Source organism: Actinosynnema sp. NPDC050436 (assembly GCF_040655415.1).
In the GTDB taxonomy this organism is placed as follows: Bacteria; Actinomycetota; Actinomycetes; order Mycobacteriales; family Pseudonocardiaceae; genus Actinosynnema.
In genome coordinates this window covers 247774-269941 of sequence record NZ_JBFAJV010000005.1, presented here as the reverse complement: position 1 = coordinate 269941, position 22168 = coordinate 247774, and the positions used below count along the sequence as shown (strand labels likewise).

The window sequence follows — 22168 nt, the reverse complement described above, 5'->3', positions numbered from 1 at the left end:
TATCCGGCACCTCTGTGTGCCGGGTCCGGCCACCACTTAACCAGACGCGCGCCACCCTGTCGGAGCAACCCTGGGCACTGAATCGAGCCACTTGCGCCGAAAGTGGAAAATTCACCACGGCAGGGCCATTTTCGGCGTCCCGCCTTTGTCACCTGCGGGAAACCCGATTTAAACCCCGAATCATTTCTCAGCTTTCGGGCAACGTCCACCGAGGTGCGTCGCCGGTCACCCGGCGGATGGGCGCGGTGGTCTCCGCGTCGGTTTCCGGAGCACCCACCGGGACGATCGGGACGGTGGGTTCGGCCTCGTCGACGACGGCTTGCGCCGCCTCGTCCTCCCGCCGGCCGGCCTCGTAGGCGACCAGCGCTTCGGCGAGCAGTTCGGCCAGGCTCAGGTCGCTCTTGGGCCGGCGGGAAGCGCGCGCGGCACTGGGCGACTCGGGGGGAATGGGGGGTTCGACCAACGAAGGCAACTCGATCGACCGCCCCCCGACGATGACAGATGTGACGAACGGCTCTTCACCGGATTCTTCGCCGGTGGACGAATCGGCAGTCGAGGTCGACTGATCGGAGGTAGTCGACTCGGCACCCGGAGTAATCGGACTCTGCACATCGGCGGACTTCGCAGCAGGGGACTCGACAAGGGCCGACTCGGCAACGGCGGGTTCGGCAGTGGCGGGTTCGGCAGTGATCGGCTCGACGACGGGGGGCTCGATCGGCTCGTCGTCCTCCACGTCGGCGCGACCGAGGAAGCCGGAGGGGCTGACCACCCTGGGCGTCGAGGGCGATCCCGTCACGGCCCAGGAGTGCGCGGCACCGCCCAGGTCGAACGGGCCGGGAGACGGCAACAACTCCGGAGGCCCCAAGGGCTCCGGCGAGCCGAGCGGGCGCGGTGACCCCGGGGAATCCGCAGGCCACAACGAGATCGGCGACGGCTCCGGAGGCAACTGCGGCTCCGGCCTTTGAGGTGCCGGTTCCGGCGTCGGGTTCGGTTCCGACGTCGGCAGGGGTTCCGGCGTCGGGTTCGGCGTCACCGCAGGCTCAGGCTCCGGCCGGGGCTGAGGCTGGGGTTCGGGCTGAGGCACCGGGTCCGGGATCGGGACCGGCGGCACCTGGTCCGGCTCGGGCACGTCCGGCACCGGGTCGGGGAGCGGAGGGGAATGCGGGCCGGGGTGCGGCTGAGGGTGCGGACCGGGGTGCGAGTGGGACGGCGCAGGTTGCGTGACGTCCGGGAAGTCCGGCGGATCGGGCACCCGGGCGGTGGGGATCACCGGCCCCTTCACGAACGCCGCGCCCAGGCCGACCGGCGGCGCGTCGTCATCCCGGATCGCGGGCTGCACCATCGTCGGCGAGTCGAACATGTCGATGGACGTCACCTCGTCCCGCGAGGTGAACGGAACCTCGTCCCGCAGCTTGGCGTACGCCTCGTCCCGCGTCCGGTGCGGCAGTTCGTCCCGCAGCCGGGAGGGCGCTTCGACCCGCCACGACACGGTGTCGGGGTCCGTACGACTCGCGCTGTCGGCGTCGGGTGGTGGGGCAGCGGGGTCCGACTCGTCGTCGCGCGAGTCGGTCGTGACGTCGCGCGGGCCGGTCGCGTCATCGCGCAGGTCGTTGCTGTCCTCGGTGTCGGGTGCGCGTCGCCGACCGCCGGCGCGCTGGGAGTCGAGCAGACCGGCGGCCTTGAGCGTTTCCAGCACGCTCCCACCGTCCGAACCCTGCGGGAGGACGACCTGCTCGACCGCGTCTTCGGAGGTTTCGCCCGCAGCTTCCCGGGCCGCCCGCCGACGCCCACTGCGCACCGCACCCGCCGCCGCGATCAACCCGGCGGCGGAAACGCTCCGGTCACCGGCAGCCGACGCCGCTTCCCCGACCGGTGCAGTCTCCGGTGAGGGTTGCGAGGTGAATTCCGCCGGTCCTGTGGTCGAGGTCGAGGAAGTCGTGGTCGAGGCGGTCGTGGTCGAGGCGGTGAGCGATTCGATTGCCGAACCCGGCGCGGGTGCTGCCGGGTGCGCCGACTGGAATGCCGCAGCCAGATTGCTCGGAGCCAGATTGCTCGGAGCCGGATTGCCCAGGTTCGGATTGCCCACGGCTTGATCGCCGGGAGCTTGATCGCCCGAAGTGTGATCGGCCGGGGACTGAGTGGCCGGGGCCGGCGTCGAGTCCGGCTGGAGGGATGCCGGCAGGGACTCTTCCCCCAACCCCTCCCCCGCAGGCGGACGCACGTCCGCCGGAGCGGGGTGCGGCACCTCCACTGCATCAGCAGCGAGCGGCGGGTGGTGCGGCGGAGGAAAGGCCGGCGGGGGCGGGAAGTGCTGTTCCAGGTAGGTCTGTTCGAGGTAGGTCTGCTCGCGCGGGCGCGCGGGGAGCGGACGGGCTTCGCCGCTCCTGGCGTGCTCCGGACGTCCGAAGACCGCTGCGTCCAAGTCCGACGACTGCGGGAACGTCGAGCGCGCGGGCGGCGTGGGTTGGGTCGGCAGGGTCGGCCGAGGTGCCGTGGGTACCGGAGCGGTCGGGGAGGCTTGAGGTGTGGGCTCCTCCGGACGTGCGGAAGGTGACGGCTGGTCGGGGGCTCGGCGGCGACCTCCGGGGGTACCTGCGGCTTCCGCCGCCGTTTCTGCGGCCGTGGGGGCGTCCGCGCCGGGCGCGGAGTGGGCAGCCGGGGCGGCGGAGGCGGCAGGGGTCACCGGGACGGCTGGCACAGCGGGAATGGCAGGGATGACCGGGAGAGCGGGGGTGGCGGTCACCGGAGTGTCGGCTGGGGTGCGAGTGGGATTGCCGCCTGGGTGGTCGGCCGGGGTGCGGGCCGACGGGAGTTCGGGGGTGCCGCGTTCGGGGTGCGGCGTGGTCGGTGGCTGGTCGCCTGGGGTCGTGGTGTCGCCGAAGGGCTGGACCAGGCGCCAGCGGTCCGCTGCGTGGGCTCGGGCGGCGGAGATGCCTTCCACCGTCATGTCCTCGGCCGCGCGCCGGGAGCGCTTCACGCGCAGGCCCTCGGCCCGGTGGACCTGCACCGGTCGCCACTGGCGGAGCTGCTGCTTGACCTCGGGGGTGAGATTGGGCTCCGCAGCGGTCGGCGCGGTGGTCGTCCCGCTCTCGCGCAGCAGGGCCGCCAACTGGTCGTGCTGACCGGTCGACTGGCGGTGCACGCCGGCGAACTCGGCGGCCAGCCTGGCGCGCACGGCGTAGACCGCGCGGGCCCGCCGGCGTTCGGCGGCGTGCGCGGACCGGAGGTTCGTCAGCGCCTCGGTCAGGTCGCCGGACACCTCGTGCACGTGCGCGAGCGCCAGCAGGCTCTCCGCGAGCAGGGTGTCCAACTGGTGTCGCTCGGCGTTGTCGGCCGCGTCGCGGAGCATGTCGCGGGCTTGGTCGACCCGGCCGGCGGGGAGGTGGACCCTGGTTGCCAGGGCCAGCCTCAGCCAGCCGGCGGGTGCCGCCGACGGCGCGCGCACCGGGCGGTCCAGGAACGGGGTGCCGGTCTCGGACGCCTCGGCCGGCTTGCCCGCGTCCATCAGCGCGCAGACCAGCTCCACGGTGAGCCGGCCCCGCACCTGGCCGCTGTCGGACGCCGGGTCCTCCAACCGGTCGAGCAGGTCGACGCCTTCGCGGGCCGCCGTGATCGCCGCGTCCAGGTCGCCCCAGCGCCGGTGTTGCCTGGCCGCCGCCGCGCGGAGCAGGCCGCGCAGCAGCAGGGTGGTGTCGTGGTCCAGGACCGGGTCCGACGAGTAGAGCCGGTCTGCCTCCGCCAGGGCCTCGGCGAGCGCGCTGCCGCGCCCCACCGAGACCAGGCACTCGCTGGCCTGCACGAGCGCCGACGCGCGCAGGGCGTCCGGGACGCCCTGCGCTTCGAGGACGGGTCGGACTGCGGCGAACCCGGTCAGGGGTGCGCCGACGGCCCTGGCGCTGTCGGCCAGCTCCACCCGCAAGCGCCACGCCGTCTCGTGCTCCGCCTCCGCCTCGGCCGCCTTGAGGGCGTCCATCGCCCGGTCGGCGATCTTGACGCCCCGGCCCATCCGGTTGCTCGCGAAGACCAGGAGGGACTCCGCGCGCAACCGGTCGACCTCGTCGCGGCGGGCGGAGGCGAGCGCCACCGCGCGCTCGCCCAGCACCAGAGCCAACTCCGGTGCCCGCCACCGCAGCCGCCAGGCGGACACGACCAGCGTGCTCACCTCGGCGTCCGCCTGCGCCTCGCCCCTCGCCGCCACGACGTCGCTGCTCAGTCTCGTGTGAGCTTGCGGTAGGTGACGCGGTGCGGCCTCGCGGCCTCCGCGCCCAGACGCTCCACCTTGTTCTTCTCGTAGCCCTCGAAGTTGCCCTCGAACCAGTACCACTGCGACGGGTTCTCGTCCGTGCCCTCCCACGCCAGGATGTGCGTGGCGACGCGGTCGAGGAACCACCGGTCGTGCGAGATGACCACGGCGCAGCCGGGGAACTGCTCCAGGGCGTTCTCCATCGAGCCGAGCGTCTCGACGTCGAGGTCGTTCGTCGGCTCGTCGAGCAGGATCAGGTTCCCGCCCTGCTTGAGGGTGAGCGCCAGGTTGAGCCGGTTGCGCTCGCCGCCGGACAGCACGCCCGCGGGCTTCTGCTGGTCCGGGCCCTTGAAGCCGAACGCGCTGACGTACGCCCGCGACGGCATCTCGACGTTGCCGACGTGGATGTAGTCCAGGCCGCCGGAGACGACCTCCCACACGTTCTTCTTCGGGTCGATGCCCGCGCGGTTCTGGTCGACGTAGGACAGCTTGACCGTCTCGCCCACCTTCACCGTGCCGGCGTCCGGCTGCTCCAGGCCGACGATGGTCTTGAACAGGGTCGTCTTGCCGACGCCGTTCGGACCGATCACGCCGACGATGCCGTTGCGCGGCAGGCTGAACGACAGGCCGTCGATCAGCACCCGGTCGCCGAAGCCCTTCTTGAGCTTGTCGACCTCGACCACGACGTTGCCCAGGCGCGGGCCCGGCGGGATCTGGATCTCCTCGAAGTCGAGCTTGCGGGTCTTCTCCGCCTCGGTCGCCATCTCCTCGTAGCGGTCGAGGCGGGCCTTGGACTTCGCCTGCCGGGCCTTGGCGCCGGACCGGACCCACTCCAGCTCGTCCTTGAGGCGCTTCTGGAGCTTCTGGTCCTTCTTGCCCTGCACCGCGAGGCGTTCGGCCTTCTTCTCCAGGTAGGTGGAGTAGTTGCCCTCGTAGGGGTGCGCCTTGCCCCGGTCGAGTTCGAGGATCCACTCGGCGAGGTTGTCCAGGAAGTACCGGTCGTGGGTGACCGCCAGGACGGCACCGGGGTACTGGGCGAGGTGCTGCTCCAGCCACAGGACGCTCTCCGCGTCCAGGTGGTTGGTGGGCTCGTCGAGGAGCAGCAGGTCGGGCTTGCTGAGCAGCAGCTTGCAGAGGGCCACCCGGCGGCGCTCGCCGCCGGAGAGGGTGGTGACGTCGGCGTCGGGCGGGGGGCAGCGCAGGGCGTCCATCGCCTGCTCCAGCTGGGAGTCGAGGTCCCACGCGTTCGCGTGGTCGAGCTCCTCCTGGAGCTGCCCCATCTCCTCCATCAGCTCGTCGGAGTAGTCGACGGCCATCTTCTCGGCGATCTCGTTGAAGCGGTCCAGCTTCACCTTGATCTCGCCGAGACCCTCCTGGACGTTGCCCAGGACGGTCTTCTCCTCGTTGAGCGGCGGTTCCTGCTGGAGGATGCCGACCGTGTGACCAGGCGCAAGGAACGCCTCGCCGTTGCCCGGCGTGTCCAGGCCGGCCATGATCTTCAGCACGCTCGACTTGCCGGCGCCGTTCGGACCGACAACGCCGATCTTGGCACCGGGGTAGAACGAGATGGTGACGTCATCGAGGATGACCTTGTCCCCGTGCGCCTTGCGCACCTTCTTCATGGTGTAGATGAACTCGGCCATGCCCGCGATCGTAGAGCGGTGCCGATCGGGCAAGTACCTCGGTCGCCGGCAACGACGGTGGGGACAACGCGGAGTTAACGCGAACGTGGGTCACCCACACCTGTCCCAGCGCGTCGGTGCGAGGCGGGCGCGACGCTGTGACCAGGGAATCCGACCGGATGCGTGAACTCGTTGCGGTGTCAAGCCCTCATGCCTGCGCGGGTACCGCTCCGGCGGCTGCCCACGACCTCCCTCCTCGATGCTCGTGACGGCGATGCTCGACGCGCATTCTCCGTGCCGAGTCCGCACGCGGACCGTTTTCGACCATTCATGCCCCGAACGGCCCAGGACCACACTTCGGTTGCCCCTGCTCACTCCTCTGCGTCACCGGAAGTGGCCTCCCCGCTACTCCACCGGCCTGGATCACGCGGCCGGACCGCCCGGTCGTGCGGGTTCCCGGACGGCGTGCCTACGACACCTCCTGGGGCTGATCCGCGTTCGACAGTCGGTCGGCCGGCGGACGGTCGGGAGCGGAGCGGCCGTCCGCCGGTAGGCGGCCTGGGACGTGATGGCAGTGATCAGCCGGTGGGCGGTCGGGAGCGTGGCCGGCCGGCGGGCGGTCGGGTACGGGGTCAGCCGGACGGTCGGGTGGCCCTGCGGGACCCCGCAGGGTCACGGGGGTGGGCGGTTCCACCGCGCTCGGCGGACCGGGCTCGGGCGGTGCGTGGGGACGGGGCGGCGTGGGGCGGTTGAGGGACACGCCGGCGAAGGCGAGCGGGAGTTCGTCCTCCCTGCGGGGTGGCACGACCACCGGGCCGTCGTCGCGGGGGCGGACCGGCTGAGCGGTGCACGACGCCAGGTCGGGGCCCACCGCCAGCGCCTCGACGTCGACGAGCTGGCGGGTCCGCCCGTTGTCGTCGAACTCCCTGATCCGCACCTTGCCGTGCACCACCACCGGGTCACCCCGGCTGAGCGACTCGTGCACGTTGTCGGCCAGCTCGCGCCAGCAGGTGACCATGAGGAACATGTCCGACCCCGCGCTCCAGTCCCGGCGCTCGGGGTCGAAGCGCTGCTCCCGGCTGTGCACCCGGAACCCGGCACGGCTGAACCCGGTGCCGACCTTCGTGTGGGCGACCTTGCTCGCCACGGTCCCGCAGACCGTGATCCGGGTGTCGTTGTACGCCATTTCCGCCTCCTGTGGTTGATCTCCGGTGTCCAGGGTGCAGGGCTCGGAGCTGCGAGGAAAGGGCAAGTCGTCAATCTGTGGACAGCGGATTGGAGCTGTGGACAGATTATGAGTGAGTCCTCACTCCTTGACATGAGTGAGGACTCACTCATAACTTGGTGCCATGCCGGACGACACCACCCACCGCCGCAAGCGCGCCCCGGCGATGAGCGTCGAGGACCGCCGCGAAGCCATCGTCGCCGCCACCCTCCCCCTGCTGTTCGACCACGGCGCGAACGTCACCACCAGCCAGATCGCCCGAGCGGCGGGCATCGCCGAGGGCACGGTCTTCCGGGCGTTCAAGGACAAGCAGGAGCTGATCGCCACGTGCGTCCGCTCCGTGCTCGCCGTGGGCGGGGAACTGGCCCTGCTCGCCGAGGCCCGCCGCGCCGAGCAACTCGCCGACCGGCTGAGCCGGGCGATCGGCGCGGTCTCCGGCTACCTGGACCGGATGTGGAAGCTGATGGGCGTCCTGCGCGACTCGGGCTACGACCCGCACCGCAAGCAGGCCGAGCACAAGGGCCCGCCGGTCGAGATGCAGCAGATCTCGGCGGGCATCGCGGACCTGTTCGAGCCCGACGCGCACCGGATGCGCGTCGCCCCAGAGCTGGCCGCGCGCCTGCTGCTGGGCCTGGTGTTCACCAACCGGATGCAGGGCGACGGCTTCGGCGACTCCACCGCCGACGCCGAACAGCTCGTCGAGCTGTACCTGCACGGCGTACTGAAGGGGGAGCAGTGAACGACCTGATGATCGAGGCGTCGGACGTCGGGAAGGCGTTCGGCGCGCAGAAGGCTTTGGACGGGGTGAGCGTCGCCGTGCCCAGGGGCACGGTGCTCGGCCTGCTCGGCCACAACGGCGCGGGCAAGACCACGCTCGTCAACGTCCTGACGACCATGCTGCCGCCCGATCGCGGCACCGCGTCGGTGGCCGGGTTCGACGTGGTCCGCGAGGCGCACCAGGTGCGCAGCCGAATCGGCCTGACCGGCCAGTTCGCCGCCGTGGACGAGAGCCTGTCGGGCCTGGACAACCTGGTCCTGATCGCCCGCCTGCTCGGCGCGAGCACGCGGGAGGCCCGGCAGCGCGGTACCGACCTGCTGGAGCTGTTCGACCTCGCCGACGCCGCCAAGCGCCCCGCCCGGACCTACTCGGGCGGTATGCGGCGACGCCTCGACCTGGCCGCGAGCCTGGTCGGCCACCCCGAGGTGATCTTCCTGGACGAGCCGACCACCGGCCTGGACCCGGCCGGCCGGCTCGGGCTGTGGGAGATCGTGGAGGGCCTGGTCACCGACGGCACCACGGTCCTGCTCACCACCCAGTACCTGGACGAGGCGGACCGCCTCGCCGACTCGATCACGGTGCTCTCGCAGGGCAAGGTGGTCGCCTCGGGCACCAGCGCCGAGCTGAAGGCCCAGGTGGGCCGGCGGACCGTCACGGTCACCCTGGCCGACGCCGCCGACCTGCCCCGGGCGCAGCACGCCCTGGAACGCGCCGGGATGCAGCCGGTCCCCTCGCTGAACACGCTCACCGCACCCATCACGTCGTCCCGCGAGCTGGCCGTCGTCGTCCGCGCGCTGGACGAGGTCGGCTTGGAGGCCACCGAGCTGGCGCTGGGCGAACCGACCCTGGACGACGTCTACCTCACCCTCGCGGCTCACGCGGCCTGAACAGGAGTTCCCGGATGACCGCCACCCTCGCCGCGCCGCCCACCCGCCGGCGCGGCACCGACTTCGCCACCCAGGTGCTCGTGCTGACCCAGCGCTCGCTGCGCACGCTGGTCAGCGACCCCCGGATGCTGGTGTTCAGCGTCCTCCAGCCGCTGATCATGCTCACCCTGTTCAGCCAGATCTTCGCCGGCATCGCCCACACGCCGGGCTTCCCCACCGGGGTCTCCTACATCGACTACCTGATGCCCGCGATCCTGGTGAACACCGCCATGCAGTCCGCGCTCCAAGCGGGCGTCGGCCTGGTCACCGACATGAAGAACGGGGTGCTCGCCCGGTTCCGGTCGCTGCCCATCCAACTGGGATCGGTGCTGGTCGCGCGCAGCCTGTCCGACCTGGCCCGCACGGCCGCGCAGCTCGTGCTGATGCTGCTGTTCGCGGTGACCATCTTCGGCTTCTCGCCGGCCGGCGGCGTCGCGGGCGTGGCCGGGGCGCTGGCCCTGTCGCTGGCCGTCGGCTGGGGCCTCGGCTGGATCTTCCTGGCCGTCGCCGCCTGGCTGCGCAACGCCGAGCTGATGCAGACCGTGGGCTTCCTGGCGATGTTCCCGCTGATGTTCGCCTCCAGCGCGTACGTGCCGGTCGCCGGCCTGCCCGGCTGGCTCCAGGCGATCGCCAACGTCAACCCGCTCACCTACGCCGTGAACGCGGCGCGGGCGCTGGCCCTGTCGCACCCGGTGTCCGGGGTGGTTGCGGCGCTGGGGACGAGCGCGGTGCTCGCGGCGGTTGGCTGGGTGTTCGCGGTGCGCGGGTTCCGCCGTCCCCTCTAGGGCGGTCGTCGGCATCAACGGACGCGAGGCGAGCACACGGGTCGGTGTGCTCGCCTCGACGTTGTAATGCCGCCGTCACTCCTTACCGGACAGCTTGCGCAGCATCGCGTTATAAGCCTCCAGGTCCGCGTCGCCGTCCGAATCTGCCTTGCGGTCCGACCGACGTGCGTCCCGGTTGTCCGAACGCGCCCACTGCACCAGCAGCGCCACCATCACCACGATCAGCGGCACCTCCCCCGCCGCCCACGCGATGCCGCCGCCCAGCCGCTGGTCCTCCAGCTGCGACGTCACCCACGGCAGTGCCAGGCTCCGGTAGAAGTTCTCCCCGATCACGGTCTGCGAACTCATCAGCACGATGCCGAAGAACGCGTGGAACGGGATGGACGCGAACAGCAGGCCCAGCCGGCCCAGCGGCGGCAACCGGTTCGGGGCCGGGTCGATGCCGATCACCGGCCAGTAGAAGACGTACCCGACCAGGATGAAGTGGGCGTTCATCGCCAGGTGCGCCCAGTGGAAGTCCAGCGCCCAGTCGAACAGGCCCGAGAAGTACAGGCCGTAGAACGAGCCCACGAACAGCGCCAGCGCGACGAACGGGTTCGTGAGGATCTTCGCCACCGGCGAGTGCACGAACGCGAGGATCCACTCGCGCGGACCGGGCGGGTTGTCCTTGCCCGCCGTGGGCAGCGCGCGCAGCGCCAGCGTCACCGGACCGCCCAGCACGAGCAGGATCGGCGCGAGCATGGAGAGCAGCATGTGGCTCTCCATGTGGATGCTGAACATCGCGGGCGCGTACCGGCCGAGACCCGACGACGTGGCGAACAGCACCGTGAAGCAGCCCGCGACCCACGCGATCGTGCGTCCGATGGGCCACTTGTCGCCCCTACGGCGCAACCGCAGCACACCGAGCACGTACACGACGGCCAACGCGATCGCGGCCGTGCCGAAGATCAGGTCGAAACGCCAGTCGAAGAGCAGGCGGGTCAGCGTCGGCGCGCCGAACAGGTCGTAGCCGATGCGCAACTCCGTCGTGCTCGGCAGCGCACGTCCCTCCACCGGGGGCGGTGTGCGGCTCAAGGCCGCAGCGAGCCCGATGGTGAGGAACATCAGCAGCACCTCGACGCCCGCCAGCTTGAGCAGCGAACGCCCGGACCCGGTCTCCACGACCTCGCGCACGCTCCGCTGCCGCTGGAACCAGCCGAACACGCCGAGCGCGACCAGCGCGACCGTCTTGCCCAGCACCAGCAGGCCGTAGTCGCTGGTGAACAGCTGGTCCAGCGGCAGCCGCACCCACGCGTTCACCACGCCCGAGACGGCCATCACGATCCAGCACACCAGCGCGAGCCGGGAGAACCTGGTGGTGGCCAGGTCGAGGTGGGCCCCGCCCCGCCGGCCGTGCGCCAGCAGCGCGATCAGCCCGCCGACCCACAGCGCCGCCGCGATCAGGTGGTAGAGCAGGCTGTTCGTGGCCACGTCGTGCGAGCCGCCGCCGGACGAGTGCCCCGTCACGGCCACCGGCACCAGCGCGAACACCGACAGGAAGAACAGCGCCGCCGTCCAGCCCCAGGACAGCACCAGCCGGCAGCCCAACGCCAGCAGCGCCACCACCACGGCCGTGACCATCCACGCCTTGGTCTGCTCCAGGATGCCCGCGACGGTGAACAGCACCGACGGGTCCAGCAGCGCCTTCACCGGCTGGCCGAGCGCGTCGGCGGCGGTGAACGGCACCGAGACCACCGCGCCGAACGTCCACACCAGAGCGGCCCAGCCGGCCGTGCGCAGCGCCGCGTAGCCGTCGGCGGCCAGCGTCCCGCTCGGCTGCGGCGGCACCAGGAAGGCCGCGAGCAGCAGCGAGCCGATGGTGACGACGGCGGCGGACTCGGTGACCACCCGCACCACGAGCAGGCCGGACGTGTTGCCGCCGGTCACGGCGGCCAGACCCGCCGCCAGCAGCGCGGCTATCGCCGTGCCGACGAGCAGCAGAGGGATCAGACCTGTGCGCGTGGAGCGGGCAGGGGCGTCGATGGGCACGGGGTCGAGCGTAGGCGGCACGGCAACGCGACCACCAACCGCCGGACGTGCTGTGATCGCACCGGCTACCGTTGCGCTTCGTGACCGGCTCTCGCACGTGGGTCCTGCTGGCCCTCTCCGCCCTCGCCCTGACCGGGTGCAGCTACACCATCAACGGCGACCCGTTGCCCGAGGCCGGCGTCACCCCCTCGACCACCGCGACCACCTCGTCGGCCGCGTCCGACGGGACGCCGAAGATCGCCAAGCAGCGGTCCGTGGCGGGCGTGGACCCGTGCAAGCTGCTCACCGCCGACGACCTGAAGCCGGTCGGCGCGATGACCCGTGAACCCGCGCGGCGCGACGACCAGATCCAGGAGTCGTGCCAGTTCGTGTTCGACGGCGCTAGCGTCGTCACGGCGCTCTACCAGAAGTACGAGCACGTGCGGCAGCGGCAGGCGAAGGGCCGTGAGGTCGTCGTGGAGGGTCACTCGTCGTGGGTGTCGTGCGACCAGGACGGCAACGCGATGGTGTGCACCACCACGACGGCGGTGAACCCCAACCGCAGCATCCTGGTTGCGATGACGCTGGTCGGCGGCAAGGGCGATCAGATGCTCGCCACGCTTCAGCCGCTGGTCAAGGCCGCGCTGAACCGGCTGCCTGCCGGCTGAGTTCGCGGGCGCGCGCCCTGTCCGCCAACCACACCGTCGGCACGATGAGAGCGATCACCAGCGCAATGACGCCCAGGGCGACGGTCAGCGAGCTGGCGTGCGCGATGGCGCCCATCGCCGGTGGGCCGATCAGGAACCCGGTGTAGGCGACGGTCGTCACCAGGCCGATCTCCCGCTCGCCGCCGGTGCCGTCGGCGCGCTTGCCCGCGTCGCCCGCCAGGTCCATGACCACCGGGAAGCAGAACGCCAGCCCGAGCCCGGCCAGCGCGAAGCCGACGAACCCGGCGGCCGGGAACTCGACGAGCACGGTCAGGCCGATGCCGGCCGCCGCGACCACGGCTCCCGCGCCGATGAGCCGGTACGGGCCCAGGCGGCGCTGCACCGGTTCGCCGACCAGGCGGGCGACGACCATGGCGATGGAGAAGCCCGCGTAGGCCGCCGCCGCGACGGCCTCGGTGAGGTTGCGCTCGCGGACGAAGAACAGCGTCGACCAGTCCGCCGACGCGCCTTCGGCAATTGCGGAAAGCACCGTGATGCCCGCGAGCAACCACAGCAGCGGGCGGCGTACGACGGAACGGTCCTCGGAGCGTTCCTGTGCCGTCTCACCGGTCGCGCCGGGGACCGAGCGGACCACGGCGGCCATCGCCAGCCCACCGATCACCGCGACCACTACAAGGTGCGTGCGCAGTCCCCAACCGGCCGCCGACGCGCCCGCCGCGCCCAACGACCCCACCAGGCCGCCAACGCTGAACCCCGCGTGGAACTGAGGCATCAAGGGGCGGTCCAGGGCGCGTGAGGCGGCCACGGCGGCGACGTTCATGCCGACGTCCAACGCCGCGCCGCAGCCGCCCAGCACGAACAGGTTCAGGCCGAGGTGCAACGGCGAGCCCGCGAGCGAGAGGGCCGGGACCGCCACGACGGTGACGATCGCGCCGATGACGATCAGCCGGCGCGCGCCGACCGTCGCGCACAGGCGGGCCGCGAAGGGCGCGGTGAGGGCGAGCCCGATGCTCGACCCGAGCAGCGCCAGGCCGAGGGTCGCCTCGTTCGCGCCGACCTGTGCGGCCAGCGTCGGCATCCGGGCAGCCCAGGACAAGAACAGCGCCCCGTTGAAGAGGAACACTGTGAAGACCGCGAGGCGCATGGGGAGAGTCTGACTGAAGCGCTTCAGAACATCTACCGGGTCGGCTGGTTAACCTCGTCACGTGGACCGCCCCCGCAAGCCGACCCTGGACACCGTGGCCAGCGCGGCCGGGGTGTCGCGCGCCACGGTCTCCAACGCCTACAACCGGCCCGACCAACTGTCGGCGGCCCTGCGCGAACGCATCCTGGAGACCGCCGCCTCGATCGGGTACGCGGGCCCCGACCCGGTCGCGCGCAGCCTCGCCACCCGGCACAGCGCGGCGGTCGGCTTCATGCTGGGCCAGCCCCTGTCGGCGGCGTTCTCCGACCCGGCCGTGTCGATCGTGCTGGACGGCCTCGCGTCCACCGTCGACGGCCACGACCACTGCCTGGTGCTCATGCCCGGCGGCACGGACGGCGGACCGCGCCCGTCGACGGTGGCGCGCGCGCAGGCGGACGTGGTGGTGGCGTACTCGTTGCCGGACGACGCACCCGCGCTGGACGTCGTCAGGGCCCGGGGGCTGCCCCTGGTGGTCATCGACCAGCCCGTGCTGCCGGACACCGCGCGGGTCGAGGTGGACGACGCGGGCGGGGCGCGGATGGCGGCAGCGCACCTCTGGGAGTTGGGGCACCGGAGGTACGGCGTGTTGGCGTTCGGACTGCGCGCGGGCTTCCTGAACGGACGCGACGGCGCCTTCAGGGTGACCCGCGATCGTTTGGCCGGGTACCGGGACGTGGTGGGCACCGCACCCGTGTGGGAGTGCGCCGGGAGCAACCGGGCGCTGGGGCGCGCAGGCGCACGCGAACTGCTTGCGCTGACGCCACGCCCTACGGCGCTGTTGTGCGCATCGGATGAGTTGGCGTTCGGGGCGCTCCAAGCCGTACGTGATCTAGGCCTCCGAGTCCCGCACGATGTGTCGGTGGTGGGCTTCGATGACGTGCCGGAAGCCGAACACGCGGAGCCCCCGTTGACTACGGTGCGTCAACCTCTGACCGAAAAGGGTCGCCGAGCGGGCGAACTGGCCCTCCGCCTGCTTGACGGAGGGAGACCGGGAGAGCCGACGAGACTCCCCGTTTCTCTCGTAGAACGCGCTTCAACGGCCCTTCTAACGTGATACACCTCACTTTTCGGCCAACTTGATCACTCTTCCGGTGCCTGGACGGAAACGGACCACGTCTTCCGGACGATGTGTCCGGTGGGGCGGCTACGCTGCTACAGCGCGTGGTCAACAGCCCCTCCAGCCTCCGTAGCTCAGTGGAGAGAGCGAGGGACTTCTAATCCCGAGGTCGCAGGTTCGAATCCTGCCGGGGGCGCTGGTTCGAAGGCCCCCTGACCTGCTCGACAGGTCAGGGGTCGTGGGCGGGGGCGACGGTTCGCGGTCTGGGGGCGGCGACATTGAGGGGCCTCGGGTCCCTTTGCTCCATCAGGGGTGCGGGCGTCGGAACGGCCACGGTTGTCGGGGGTGATCAGTAGCGTCCCCGGGCGTGAGGCAGACGAAGCTCAGTGGCTTGGTGGCGGTGTGCGTGGTCGCGGCTGCGTGTTCGTCGCCGCCGCCGGTGACCGTGACGGAGACCGTGACCGTCGGGCCGACGACCACTTCGCCCACCACGACCTCCGCGAAGCCGTCGATCATGAGCGAGGGGTACGCCTCGGTCTGCACCGGGGCCGGCTACGACGACGCACCGGCCTACGCCGGGCCCGGACCGCACACGATCGCCGTCTCGGTCCGCTCGGTGAAGGGGCCGCCGGACGCGGTCGACGCCGGGCTGATCTCCGACACGGTCACGTTGCCGGCCGAGTGGGAGTCGCCGCGCAACACCGCCCTGCAACTGGTCGCGTGCATGACGGCGCTCGACGTCGTCTTCGTGCGGGAGTGCGAGTACCGGGCGATCGGCAGCACCTCCGGCCTCTCGATGTTCAAGAACCGCCTCTACAACCGCGTCCTCAAGGTCGAGGTGCGCTCCACCCGCACGGGCAAGCCGGTCGGTGGCGCCTCCGAGGTGACCACCGAGACGACCACGTGCGCGGCCTCCGTGAAGCAGCCGACGCACGCCACCGACGTGAGCCCGAACCAGTTCGGCACGCTGACCGACGCCCAGCGCGACGCCCTGCTCCGCGACGTCGTCATGGCGACGGTCTGACCGCTCAAGAAGGCTTCTTGCCGACACCCGGACGCTTGTCGCGCACGTAGACCACCTCCTGCTTGCCGTCGCCGGGGCTGCGGCGTTGGGAGTCGAACAGGGTGGTCGCGGCCATCAGACCGCTGAGCTTGCTGTAGCCGTAGGTGCGGGAGTCGAAGTCCGGGTGCTGTTTCGTGATGATGTGCCCCACCGTGGCCAACGGTGCCCAGCCGTCGTCGTCGGAGGCCGCTTCCACGGCGTTGCCGAGTTGGTTGAGGAGCGCCGTGTCTTCCACGAGCTGTTCGGCGGGCGTGCGCTGCGGAGGCGACAGTGCTGCGTCGGCGGCCACTACGTCGCTGTCGGGGTGGGTCAGGTTCTCGATGTAGATGAACTTGTCGCACGCCGCGACGAACGGCTTCGGGGTCTTGCGCTCCCCGAAGCCGTACACGGTCAGGCCGGACTCGCGCAGGCGTGACGCCAGGCGGGTGAAGTCGCTGTCGCTGGAGACGATGCAGAAGCCGTCGAAACGACCCGTGTACAGCAGGTCCATCGCGTCGATGACCATGGCGGCGTCGGTGGCGTTCTTGCCGGTCACGTACGCGAACTGCTGTACCGGTTGGATCGACTGGGCGAGCAGGCGGTCCTTCCAACCCTTCAGGTTCGTGCCCGTCCAGTCGCCGTAAGCGCGTTTGACGTGTGCCGTGCCGTATTTGGCCACCTCCGCCAACAGGGCTTCGGCGATCGTGGGGCGCGCGTTGTCCGCGTCGATGAGCACCGCGAGCTTCGCGGCGGTTTCGGTGTGGGGCGGGACCATGGTGGGTTGCCTCGTCTTTCGCAGTTGCGACGCGTCAGCCTGGCACGAAGAGCACGATCGCGCGGGGTGGAGGGACGACCGCTCCCGGCGACGCGAGTGCAGTGGAAGACGCCCGGATGGGGTGAACGTTCGGCGGATTGCGACGGAGGCCCGCCGGGAATCTGGCAACTGTCGAACCGCCACTGCGGGGACGGGACCAGGTCGGGACCTCCGGCGGCTGGAGTACCGGCCTCCGGTCGTGCGACCGTACGGGTTCGGTCCGGCCTCCTACCGGAGGTCGGGTCGGACACCCGCCGCCACCCCCGGAAACGACCTTTCCAAGGAGGTGCGCCTTGTCCATCCGGTCCCTGCTACTGCCGATGGCGGCTGCACTGGCGTTGGCCACACCCGTACCGGTCGCCGCACCCGCCCAGGCGGAACCGGCGCAGACCACCCCGTCCACCCTGAACGAGCACGTCACCAAGGCCGGCGAGCTGAAGAGCCGGTCGGAAACCCTGCGCTACGCGCCCACCGGCCGCTCCTGGCGGGTGGTGCTCACCGAACCCGGCTCCAGCTACGTGAAGGTGCACTTCGCGTCGCTCAAGCTGGCCCCGGGCGACCGGATCACCGTCGCCGACCCGTCGGGGCGCGAGGTCCACACCTACCACGGCAACCCCACCACCACGGCGTTCCCCGGCGACTCCGCGCACACCGTGCACGGCCGGACCGGCTTCGCCGCGATGTCCGTCGACGGCGACACCGCCGTGGTCACCCTGCACGCCGCCCGGGAGCGGCCGGACGCGGACGCCCTGACCCGGCGCGGTTTCGGGGTCCGCATCGACAGCTACTACCGGGGCTTCACCCAGGCCGAGAGGGTCGCCGCGAACCCCGGCACGCTCAGCGTCTGCGGCACGGACGCGCGCAAGGACGTGGTCTGCTACCAGTCCAACCACCCCACCGAGTACGCCCGGTCCGGCGCGGTCGCGCGCCAGCTCCTCAACGGACTGGGCCACTGCACGGCGTGGCGGGTGGGCAACACCAACCGGATGCTGACCAACTTCCACTGCATGGAGAGCGCGGCCGACCTGCGGGCCAGCGAGTTCCAGTTCGACTACCAGTGCTCGACCTGCGGCGGGAACAACCCGAAGCCCGGCACCAAGGTCAGCGGCCAGGAGCTGCTCAAGTCCAGCCCGCTCAGCGCGCTGGACTACGCGCTGTTCTCGGTGAACAACTTCGACTCGATCAAGTCCTTCGGCACGCTCTACCTGGACGTGCGCGAGCCGAAGGCGGGCGAGCGCATCTACATCCCCGGCCACGGCGACACCAAGCCCAAGCGGCTGTCGCTGTACGAGGAGGGCGACGGCGGCGCGTACTGCAAGATCGACGTCGTCGCGTCCGGCGTGAACACCGGCTACCGGTGCGACAGCTCGGGCGGCAACTCCGGCTCGCCGGTGCTGGCCGGTTCGTCGCACAAGGTGATCGCGCTGCACCACCTCGGCGGCTGCCCGAACTGGGGCACGCGGATCACCCTGGTGCACAAGGAGATCTCCGGCCTGATCGACAACAACGACGGTGGCCCCGGCCCCGGACCGGGCAAGCGGTTCGAGAACGCCGCCGACTTCCCGGTCAAGGACCTCACCACGGTCGAGTCGCCGATCACGGTGTCCGGTGTCGCCGGCAACGCGCCGGCCGCGCTGGCGGTCGAGGTGACCATCAAGCACACCTACCGGGGTGACGTGCGCATCCACCTGGTCGGCCCGGACGGGACGGCCTACCTGCTCAAGGACACGTCCAACGACTCGGCGGACGACATCGTGGCCACCTACCCGGTGAACGCCACGACGCAGGTCTCCAACGGCGTGTGGAAGCTGCGCGTGTACGACGCCTACCAGTCCGACACGGGCACGTTGGACTCGTGGGCGTTGCAGTTCTGATCACGTGAAGGTCCGGCGTTCGGCCCGTGCGGTCGAACGCCGGACCGTTCAGGGCTTGCGGCCCACGGCGGCCAGGCCCGCGAAGCGCTCCGGGTGCTCGTCGACGTCCTCGGGGGACGTGGGGCGCCACAGCGGCAGGTGCACCACGCCCGGCTCCACCACGTCGAACCCGGCGAGCAGGGCCCGGACCTGGTCGTGCGACCGCATGGTCATCGGCGTGGCGGTGCGCTGCCGGTACAGGTCCTGGTGGCTGTCCGCCTGGTCGTCCTGGCCGTCCCGGGTCGCGTGCGACACCACCAGGTGGCTGCCGGGTGCCATGGCGTCCCGGTACGCGGCCACGACGTCCGCGGGCCCGTCCTCGTCGGTGACGAAGTGCAGCACCGCCACCATCATCACGGCGACCGGCTGCGACAGGTCCAGCAGGTCACGGGCCGCCGCGAGCACCGCGTCCGGGTGCCGCAGGTCCTCCTGCACCGCGATGGTCTGCGGGTCGTCGCCCAGGATCGACTTGCTGTAGGTGACCGCGATCGGGTCGTTGTCCACGTACGCGACGCGCGCGCCGGGGTCGACGGCGCGGGCGACCTCGTGCACGTTGCCGGCGGTCGGGATGCCGGAGCCCAGGTCCAGGAACTGGCGCACGCCCCGCGCCGAGCAGTGCTCGACCGCCCGCCGCAGGAACGCGCGGTTGGCCTGCATGATCAGCGGCAGCTCCGGCCACATGCCGATGGCCTGCCGCGCCATCTCCCGGTCGACCGCGAAGTTGTGCGCACCGCCGAGGTAGTAGTCGTAGACCCGGGCCGCGCTGGGCCGGGTCAGGTCGATGTCCGGGCGCTCCCCCATGGGCCGCCTTTCCCGCGTCGGGACGAGTCGGCCCATTCTGCGCCGGCCGCGCTCCCGCGTGCCGACACCGGGGTCCTGGGCGAGCCGCCCGGGGCCGCCGCCGGGCGCGCTCGCGCTGGTCAGCGGCGATGCGGCCTAGGATGGGACGCGTACCTGCACTCCGGGGAGGGCCGCCTTGTCCGTCCGCGCCACCTGGTCCGGCCTGCGCTCGCTGCACAACCGGATCAGCGCGAGCCTGGAGCGCGCGTTGCAGCGGGAGTTCCACTTCGGGATGTCGGAGTTCACCGCGCTCGGCGCGCTGCACGAGTCGCCGGGCGGCGAGTTGCGGATGCAGGAGCTGACCGAGGTGGTGGGCCTGAACCAGAGTTCGGTGTCCCGGCTGGTCGCCCGGTTGGAGCAGTCCGGCCTGACCACGCGCGAGGTCTGCGAGACCGACCGGCGCGGGGTGTACAGCTGCATCACGCCCGCCGGGCGCCGGGTCTACCGGGACGCGGCCCCGTTCTACGAGGAGACGCTGGCCTCGATCTTCGACGAGGTGGCCTCGGACCCGGACCTCGGACCGCTGCTCGGCAGGGTCCGCTCGCCCCTGCCCGATGTCGTACCCGACGGGTAGAATTCGAACGTAGGTTCGATACGACGAGGGGAGCCTGTCGTGGTCGTGGAACCGGTCAGCGTCACCGCGTTGTCGTTCACCGAGTACGTGATGAGCGGTCAGCGCGGGCGGATCAGCATCGTGGCCGAGCAGCGCGAGGTGTACCTGGGCGTCGACCCGTGGGTGTGCGGGTTCTACAACCCCGTGCGGGACGCGATGCGCCGCGCGGCGAACTCGACCGACCCGGACGCGGAGCTGGAGGTGGCGGTGCGCGCGGCGAACCGCAACGGCCAGCTCAGGGCGTTCACCGAGGTGCGCGAGGGGTTCCTGCCGTGGCTGCGGGCGACGCGGGCGACCGGCGTGCCGGTCCGGGCCGCCCGGTGGTCGGCGGGTGAGCTGTCGCTGCGCGTGCGGCCCCACCTGGGGCTGCGGATGCCGGACGGCTCGACGGCAGCCGTGCTGGTGTACACCAAGGAGCCGGTGATGACCCAGGAGGCGGCGAACGTCGGCCTGCGCGTCCTCCAGCAGACCACCGCAGACACGCTGCCCGGCGCGACACCGCTGCTGCTCGACGCGCGGCGCGGGCGGGCGTTCAAGATGGCCAAGCGGACGAACCTGACCAAGCTGGACGCGCTGATCGCGGCCGAGGCGGCGGGGTACGTCGTGCACTGGCGGATGAGCGCCTGAGCCGGCCGCGCGGGGCCGCTCGAGCCGGGTCGGCGGGGTGAGGCCGGGTCGGTGAGGTGGGTGTGGGTCGTGCCGGCCAGGTCGGTCGGGATCTGGTGGGCGGGGGTTGAGCGGGGCCGGCCCGGTCGCCGACGGGCGGGGTCGGGCCGGCCCGGTCAGGGGGCGAAACCGGTCGGGTCGTGCCGGAACTGCCCGCCCAGCGCGGTGGCCAGCACGGTGATGTCGCCGATCCGGGAGACCTCGCACGTGCTCGGGTCGTCGTCCAGCACGACGAAGTCGGCCAGCTTGCCCGGCGTGAGCGACCCCAGGGCGTCTTCGCGCCGGCACGCGTACGCCGCTCCCGAGGTGTACGCGCGCAACGCGTCGGCCACCGCCACGGCCTCGTCGGGTCCGACGGCGAGGCCGGTGCGGGACCGCCGCTCCACCATGAACTGCACCGCCCGCAACGGGCTGCCGTCCGCCACCGGCCGGTCCGAGCTGCCCGCCACCACCACGCCCCGGTCGAGGAACGCCCTGCCCCGGTACAGCCAGGGCGCGCGTTCGGGACCCATGATCGTCGAGTAGTCGTCGCCGTAGGCCCACAGGAACGTCGGCTGCACCACCGGGATCACGCCCAGCGCGGCGATCCGGTCGAGCTGGTCGGGGCGCACCAGCCCGCAGTGCTCGATGCGGTGCCGGGCGTCCGGGCGGGGCCGCCGGGCCTGGGCCGAGGCCAGCGCGTCCAGCGCGAAGTCCACCGCCCGGTCGCCGATCGCGTGCACCGCGAGCTGCCACCCGGCGTCGTGCCCGTCGAGGATCGCGGCGCGCATGACGTCCGGGTCGTCCTGCAACTGCCCGGAACCGCCCGTGCCGAGGTAGGGCTCGGTCAGCGCCGCCGTCCGGGCGATCATGCCGCCGTCGGTCCACAGCTTCAGCGCGCCGACGGACAGCCACTCGTCGCCCAGGCCGGTGCGCAGGCCGAGCGGCAACGCGCGCCGCACGCCGTCCGCCGCGTGCGCCCGCACCTCGCGCAGCTCGTCCGAGGAGACCATGAGCTGCACCCGGATGGGCAGCGGGTCCTGTTGGTAGGCCGCGACTTCCAGCGGGCTGCTGCCGATCAGCCCCGCGCCGACGCCGGCCTCGGCCGCCAGCACGACCCCTTCGCGCAGGCACTGCTCCGCGCCCAGCCGGACGTCGGACGCGATGTCGGCGACCGAGTACGGCAGCATCATCGCCCGCACCGCCGTCTGCGCCCGTTCGGCGAGGAACCCGGTCGGCCGGCCGCTCGCGTCCCGCTGCACGTCGCCCGGCACGGGCAGGTCGGCCAGCACGTCGCTGCTGACCACGCACGCGTGCCCGGACAGGTCCTGCACGTAGATCCGCCGGCCGACGGTGTCCAGGTCGCGCGCCGTGAGGGGCCGGTCGAGCGCGCGGTGGTCGTACCCGACGACCTCCACCCACGCCGCGCGCGGGGCGCCGCGCACCACCTCCAGCACCTGGGCCACGGTCGTGCAGCCGGAGACGTCCGGTGTCCGCGACGCCCTCCCGGCCCACGCCAAGTGGTTGTGCGCGTCCACGAAGCCGGGCAGCACGACCGCGCCGCCGAGGTCGACCACGCGCCGCGCGGGCAGGTCGGCCACGTCCTCGTCCAGCCCGACGACCCGCCCGCCCCACACCCCGAGGCACGACGCCCGGGGCCGGGCCGGGTCCAGGGTCGTGAACCGGCCGCCGACCACCTTCAGGTCAAGGATCACCCCCGCAGGCTAGGCGCGGCGGGCGGCGTCCGGCCAGACCCGCCGACCGGGCCGGAGACGGCGGCCCCGCGTTAGGTTAGGGTCGGGTAACT

Annotated in this window: 17 protein-coding genes and 1 tRNA gene; 10 read left to right on the top strand and 8 right to left on the bottom strand. The window is 71.8% G+C overall.

The genetic code is table 11. The features are described from left to right. Nucleotides 1–187 precede the first annotated feature (187 nt). From AB0I60_RS16055 to AB0I60_RS16045, 3 genes are all read right to left on the bottom strand, one after another. Nucleotides 188–4198, bottom strand: a complete 4011-nt coding sequence (locus AB0I60_RS16055; RefSeq protein WP_360730279.1) for a hypothetical protein — start codon at nucleotides 4196–4198, stop codon at nucleotides 188–190. A gap of 11 nt (nucleotides 4199–4209) precedes the next feature. Further along, complete coding sequence (ettA, locus tag AB0I60_RS16050) at nucleotides 4210–5886, bottom strand: energy-dependent translational throttle protein EttA (protein ID WP_360730276.1); 1677 nt, start codon at nucleotides 5884–5886, stop codon at nucleotides 4210–4212. 448 nt (nucleotides 5887–6334) lie between these two features. Continuing rightward, nucleotides 6335–7051 carry a single-stranded DNA-binding protein gene (locus AB0I60_RS16045; protein WP_360730274.1) on the bottom strand — a complete coding sequence of 239 codons (717 nt, stop codon included), beginning with the start codon at nucleotides 7049–7051 and terminating at the stop codon, nucleotides 6335–6337. A 163-nt stretch (nucleotides 7052–7214) separates the two neighbouring features. Between AB0I60_RS16045 and AB0I60_RS16040 the strand changes: the two genes are divergently transcribed. The 3 genes from AB0I60_RS16040 to AB0I60_RS16030 are packed head-to-tail and all read left to right on the top strand — an operon-like array spanning nucleotide 7215 to nucleotide 9579. Next, nucleotides 7215–7829, top strand: a complete 615-nt coding sequence (locus tag AB0I60_RS16040) for a TetR/AcrR family transcriptional regulator (RefSeq protein ID WP_360730272.1) — start codon at nucleotides 7215–7217, stop codon at nucleotides 7827–7829. Continuing rightward, nucleotides 7826–8755 (top strand): ATP-binding cassette domain-containing protein, encoded by a 930-nt coding sequence (locus tag AB0I60_RS16035; protein ID WP_360730269.1) that lies wholly within the window; start codon nucleotides 7826–7828, stop codon nucleotides 8753–8755. Before AB0I60_RS16040 ends, AB0I60_RS16035 begins: the two co-directional genes overlap by 4 nt. A 14-nt stretch (nucleotides 8756–8769) precedes the next feature. Continuing rightward, on the top strand, nucleotides 8770–9579 hold the full coding sequence (locus AB0I60_RS16030) for an ABC transporter permease (protein WP_360730266.1): 810 nt from the start codon (nucleotides 8770–8772) through the stop codon (nucleotides 9577–9579). A gap of 75 nt (nucleotides 9580–9654) precedes the next feature. Here AB0I60_RS16030 and AB0I60_RS16025 read toward each other — a convergent pair whose 3' ends face one another. After that, nucleotides 9655–11607, bottom strand: coding sequence for a cytochrome c oxidase assembly protein (locus AB0I60_RS16025; protein ID WP_360730265.1), 1953 nt, complete (start codon nucleotides 11605–11607; stop codon nucleotides 9655–9657). 80 nt (nucleotides 11608–11687) lie between these two features. Between AB0I60_RS16025 and AB0I60_RS16020 the strand changes: the two genes are divergently transcribed. Next, complete coding sequence (locus AB0I60_RS16020; protein ID WP_360730262.1) at nucleotides 11688–12254, top strand: DUF3558 family protein; 567 nt, start codon at nucleotides 11688–11690, stop codon at nucleotides 12252–12254. Here the strand turns inward: AB0I60_RS16020 and AB0I60_RS16015 are convergent. Further along, nucleotides 12220–13398, bottom strand: coding sequence for an MFS transporter (locus tag AB0I60_RS16015; RefSeq protein ID WP_360730259.1), 1179 nt, complete (start codon nucleotides 13396–13398; stop codon nucleotides 12220–12222). The two genes, AB0I60_RS16020 and AB0I60_RS16015, sit on opposite strands and share 35 nt — an antisense overlap. A 61-nt stretch (nucleotides 13399–13459) precedes the next feature. Between AB0I60_RS16015 and AB0I60_RS16010 the strand changes: the two genes are divergently transcribed. The 3 genes from AB0I60_RS16010 to AB0I60_RS16000 all read left to right on the top strand — a co-directional run bounded on the left by AB0I60_RS16010 (nucleotide 13460) and on the right by AB0I60_RS16000 (nucleotide 15518). Then, on the top strand, nucleotides 13460–14491 hold the full coding sequence (locus tag AB0I60_RS16010) for a LacI family DNA-binding transcriptional regulator (RefSeq protein WP_360730257.1): 1032 nt from the start codon (nucleotides 13460–13462) through the stop codon (nucleotides 14489–14491). A 126-nt stretch (nucleotides 14492–14617) separates the two neighbouring features. After that, a tRNA-Arg gene (locus tag AB0I60_RS16005) sits at nucleotides 14618–14690 on the top strand. A 171-nt stretch (nucleotides 14691–14861) separates the two neighbouring features. Then, nucleotides 14862–15518, top strand: coding sequence for a hypothetical protein (locus tag AB0I60_RS16000; protein WP_360730254.1), 657 nt, complete (start codon nucleotides 14862–14864; stop codon nucleotides 15516–15518). A 4-nt stretch (nucleotides 15519–15522) separates the two neighbouring features. Here the strand turns inward: AB0I60_RS16000 and AB0I60_RS15995 are convergent, their stop codons facing one another. Continuing rightward, nucleotides 15523–16311: an NYN domain-containing protein gene (locus AB0I60_RS15995; RefSeq protein WP_360730252.1), complete on the bottom strand. Its 789-nt coding sequence runs from the start codon at nucleotides 16309–16311 to the stop codon at nucleotides 15523–15525. A gap of 332 nt (nucleotides 16312–16643) precedes the next feature. On the opposite strand from AB0I60_RS15995, the gene AB0I60_RS15990 reads away from it, so the two are divergent. Continuing rightward, nucleotides 16644–18224: a proprotein convertase P-domain-containing protein gene (locus AB0I60_RS15990; RefSeq protein WP_360730250.1), complete on the top strand. Its 1581-nt coding sequence runs from the start codon at nucleotides 16644–16646 to the stop codon at nucleotides 18222–18224. A gap of 48 nt (nucleotides 18225–18272) precedes the next feature. Here the strand turns inward: AB0I60_RS15990 and AB0I60_RS15985 are convergent, their stop codons facing one another. Beyond that, nucleotides 18273–19064 carry an SAM-dependent methyltransferase gene (locus AB0I60_RS15985; protein WP_360730247.1) on the bottom strand — a complete coding sequence of 264 codons (792 nt, stop codon included), beginning with the start codon at nucleotides 19062–19064 and terminating at the stop codon, nucleotides 18273–18275. A gap of 175 nt (nucleotides 19065–19239) precedes the next feature. Between AB0I60_RS15985 and AB0I60_RS15980 the strand changes: the two genes are divergently transcribed. Then, nucleotides 19240–19677 (top strand): MarR family transcriptional regulator, encoded by a 438-nt coding sequence (locus AB0I60_RS15980; RefSeq protein WP_360730244.1) that lies wholly within the window; start codon nucleotides 19240–19242, stop codon nucleotides 19675–19677. 39 nt (nucleotides 19678–19716) lie between these two features. Continuing rightward, complete coding sequence (locus tag AB0I60_RS15975; RefSeq protein WP_360730242.1) at nucleotides 19717–20343, top strand: hypothetical protein; 627 nt, start codon at nucleotides 19717–19719, stop codon at nucleotides 20341–20343. A gap of 155 nt (nucleotides 20344–20498) precedes the next feature. Here AB0I60_RS15975 and AB0I60_RS15970 read toward each other — a convergent pair whose 3' ends face one another. Then, the gene (locus tag AB0I60_RS15970) at nucleotides 20499–22076 is read right to left on the bottom strand and encodes an amidohydrolase (protein WP_360730240.1); all 1578 of its coding nucleotides are present in this window, start codon (nucleotides 22074–22076) and stop codon (nucleotides 20499–20501) included. Nucleotides 22077–22168 lie beyond the last annotated feature (92 nt).

What these genes read in the sequence shown, in the direction of transcription:
- ettA (WP_360730276.1), bottom strand. Translation starts at nt 5,886, where the DNA reads ATGGCCGAGTTCATCTACACCATGAAGAAGGTGCGCAAGGCGCACGGG.
- AB0I60_RS16045 (WP_360730274.1), bottom strand. Translation starts at nt 7,051, where the DNA reads ATGGCGTACAACGACACCCGGATCACGGTCTGCGGGACCGTGGCGAGC.
- AB0I60_RS16040 (WP_360730272.1), top strand. Translation starts at nt 7,215, where the DNA reads ATGCCGGACGACACCACCCACCGCCGCAAGCGCGCCCCGGCGATGAGC.
- AB0I60_RS16030 (WP_360730266.1), top strand. Translation starts at nt 8,770, where the DNA reads ATGACCGCCACCCTCGCCGCGCCGCCCACCCGCCGGCGCGGCACCGAC.
- AB0I60_RS16015 (WP_360730259.1), bottom strand. Translation starts at nt 13,398, where the DNA reads ATGCGCCTCGCGGTCTTCACAGTGTTCCTCTTCAACGGGGCGCTGTTC.
- AB0I60_RS15995 (WP_360730252.1), bottom strand. Translation starts at nt 16,311, where the DNA reads ATGGTCCCGCCCCACACCGAAACCGCCGCGAAGCTCGCGGTGCTCATC.
- AB0I60_RS15985 (WP_360730247.1), bottom strand. Translation starts at nt 19,064, where the DNA reads ATGGGGGAGCGCCCGGACATCGACCTGACCCGGCCCAGCGCGGCCCGG.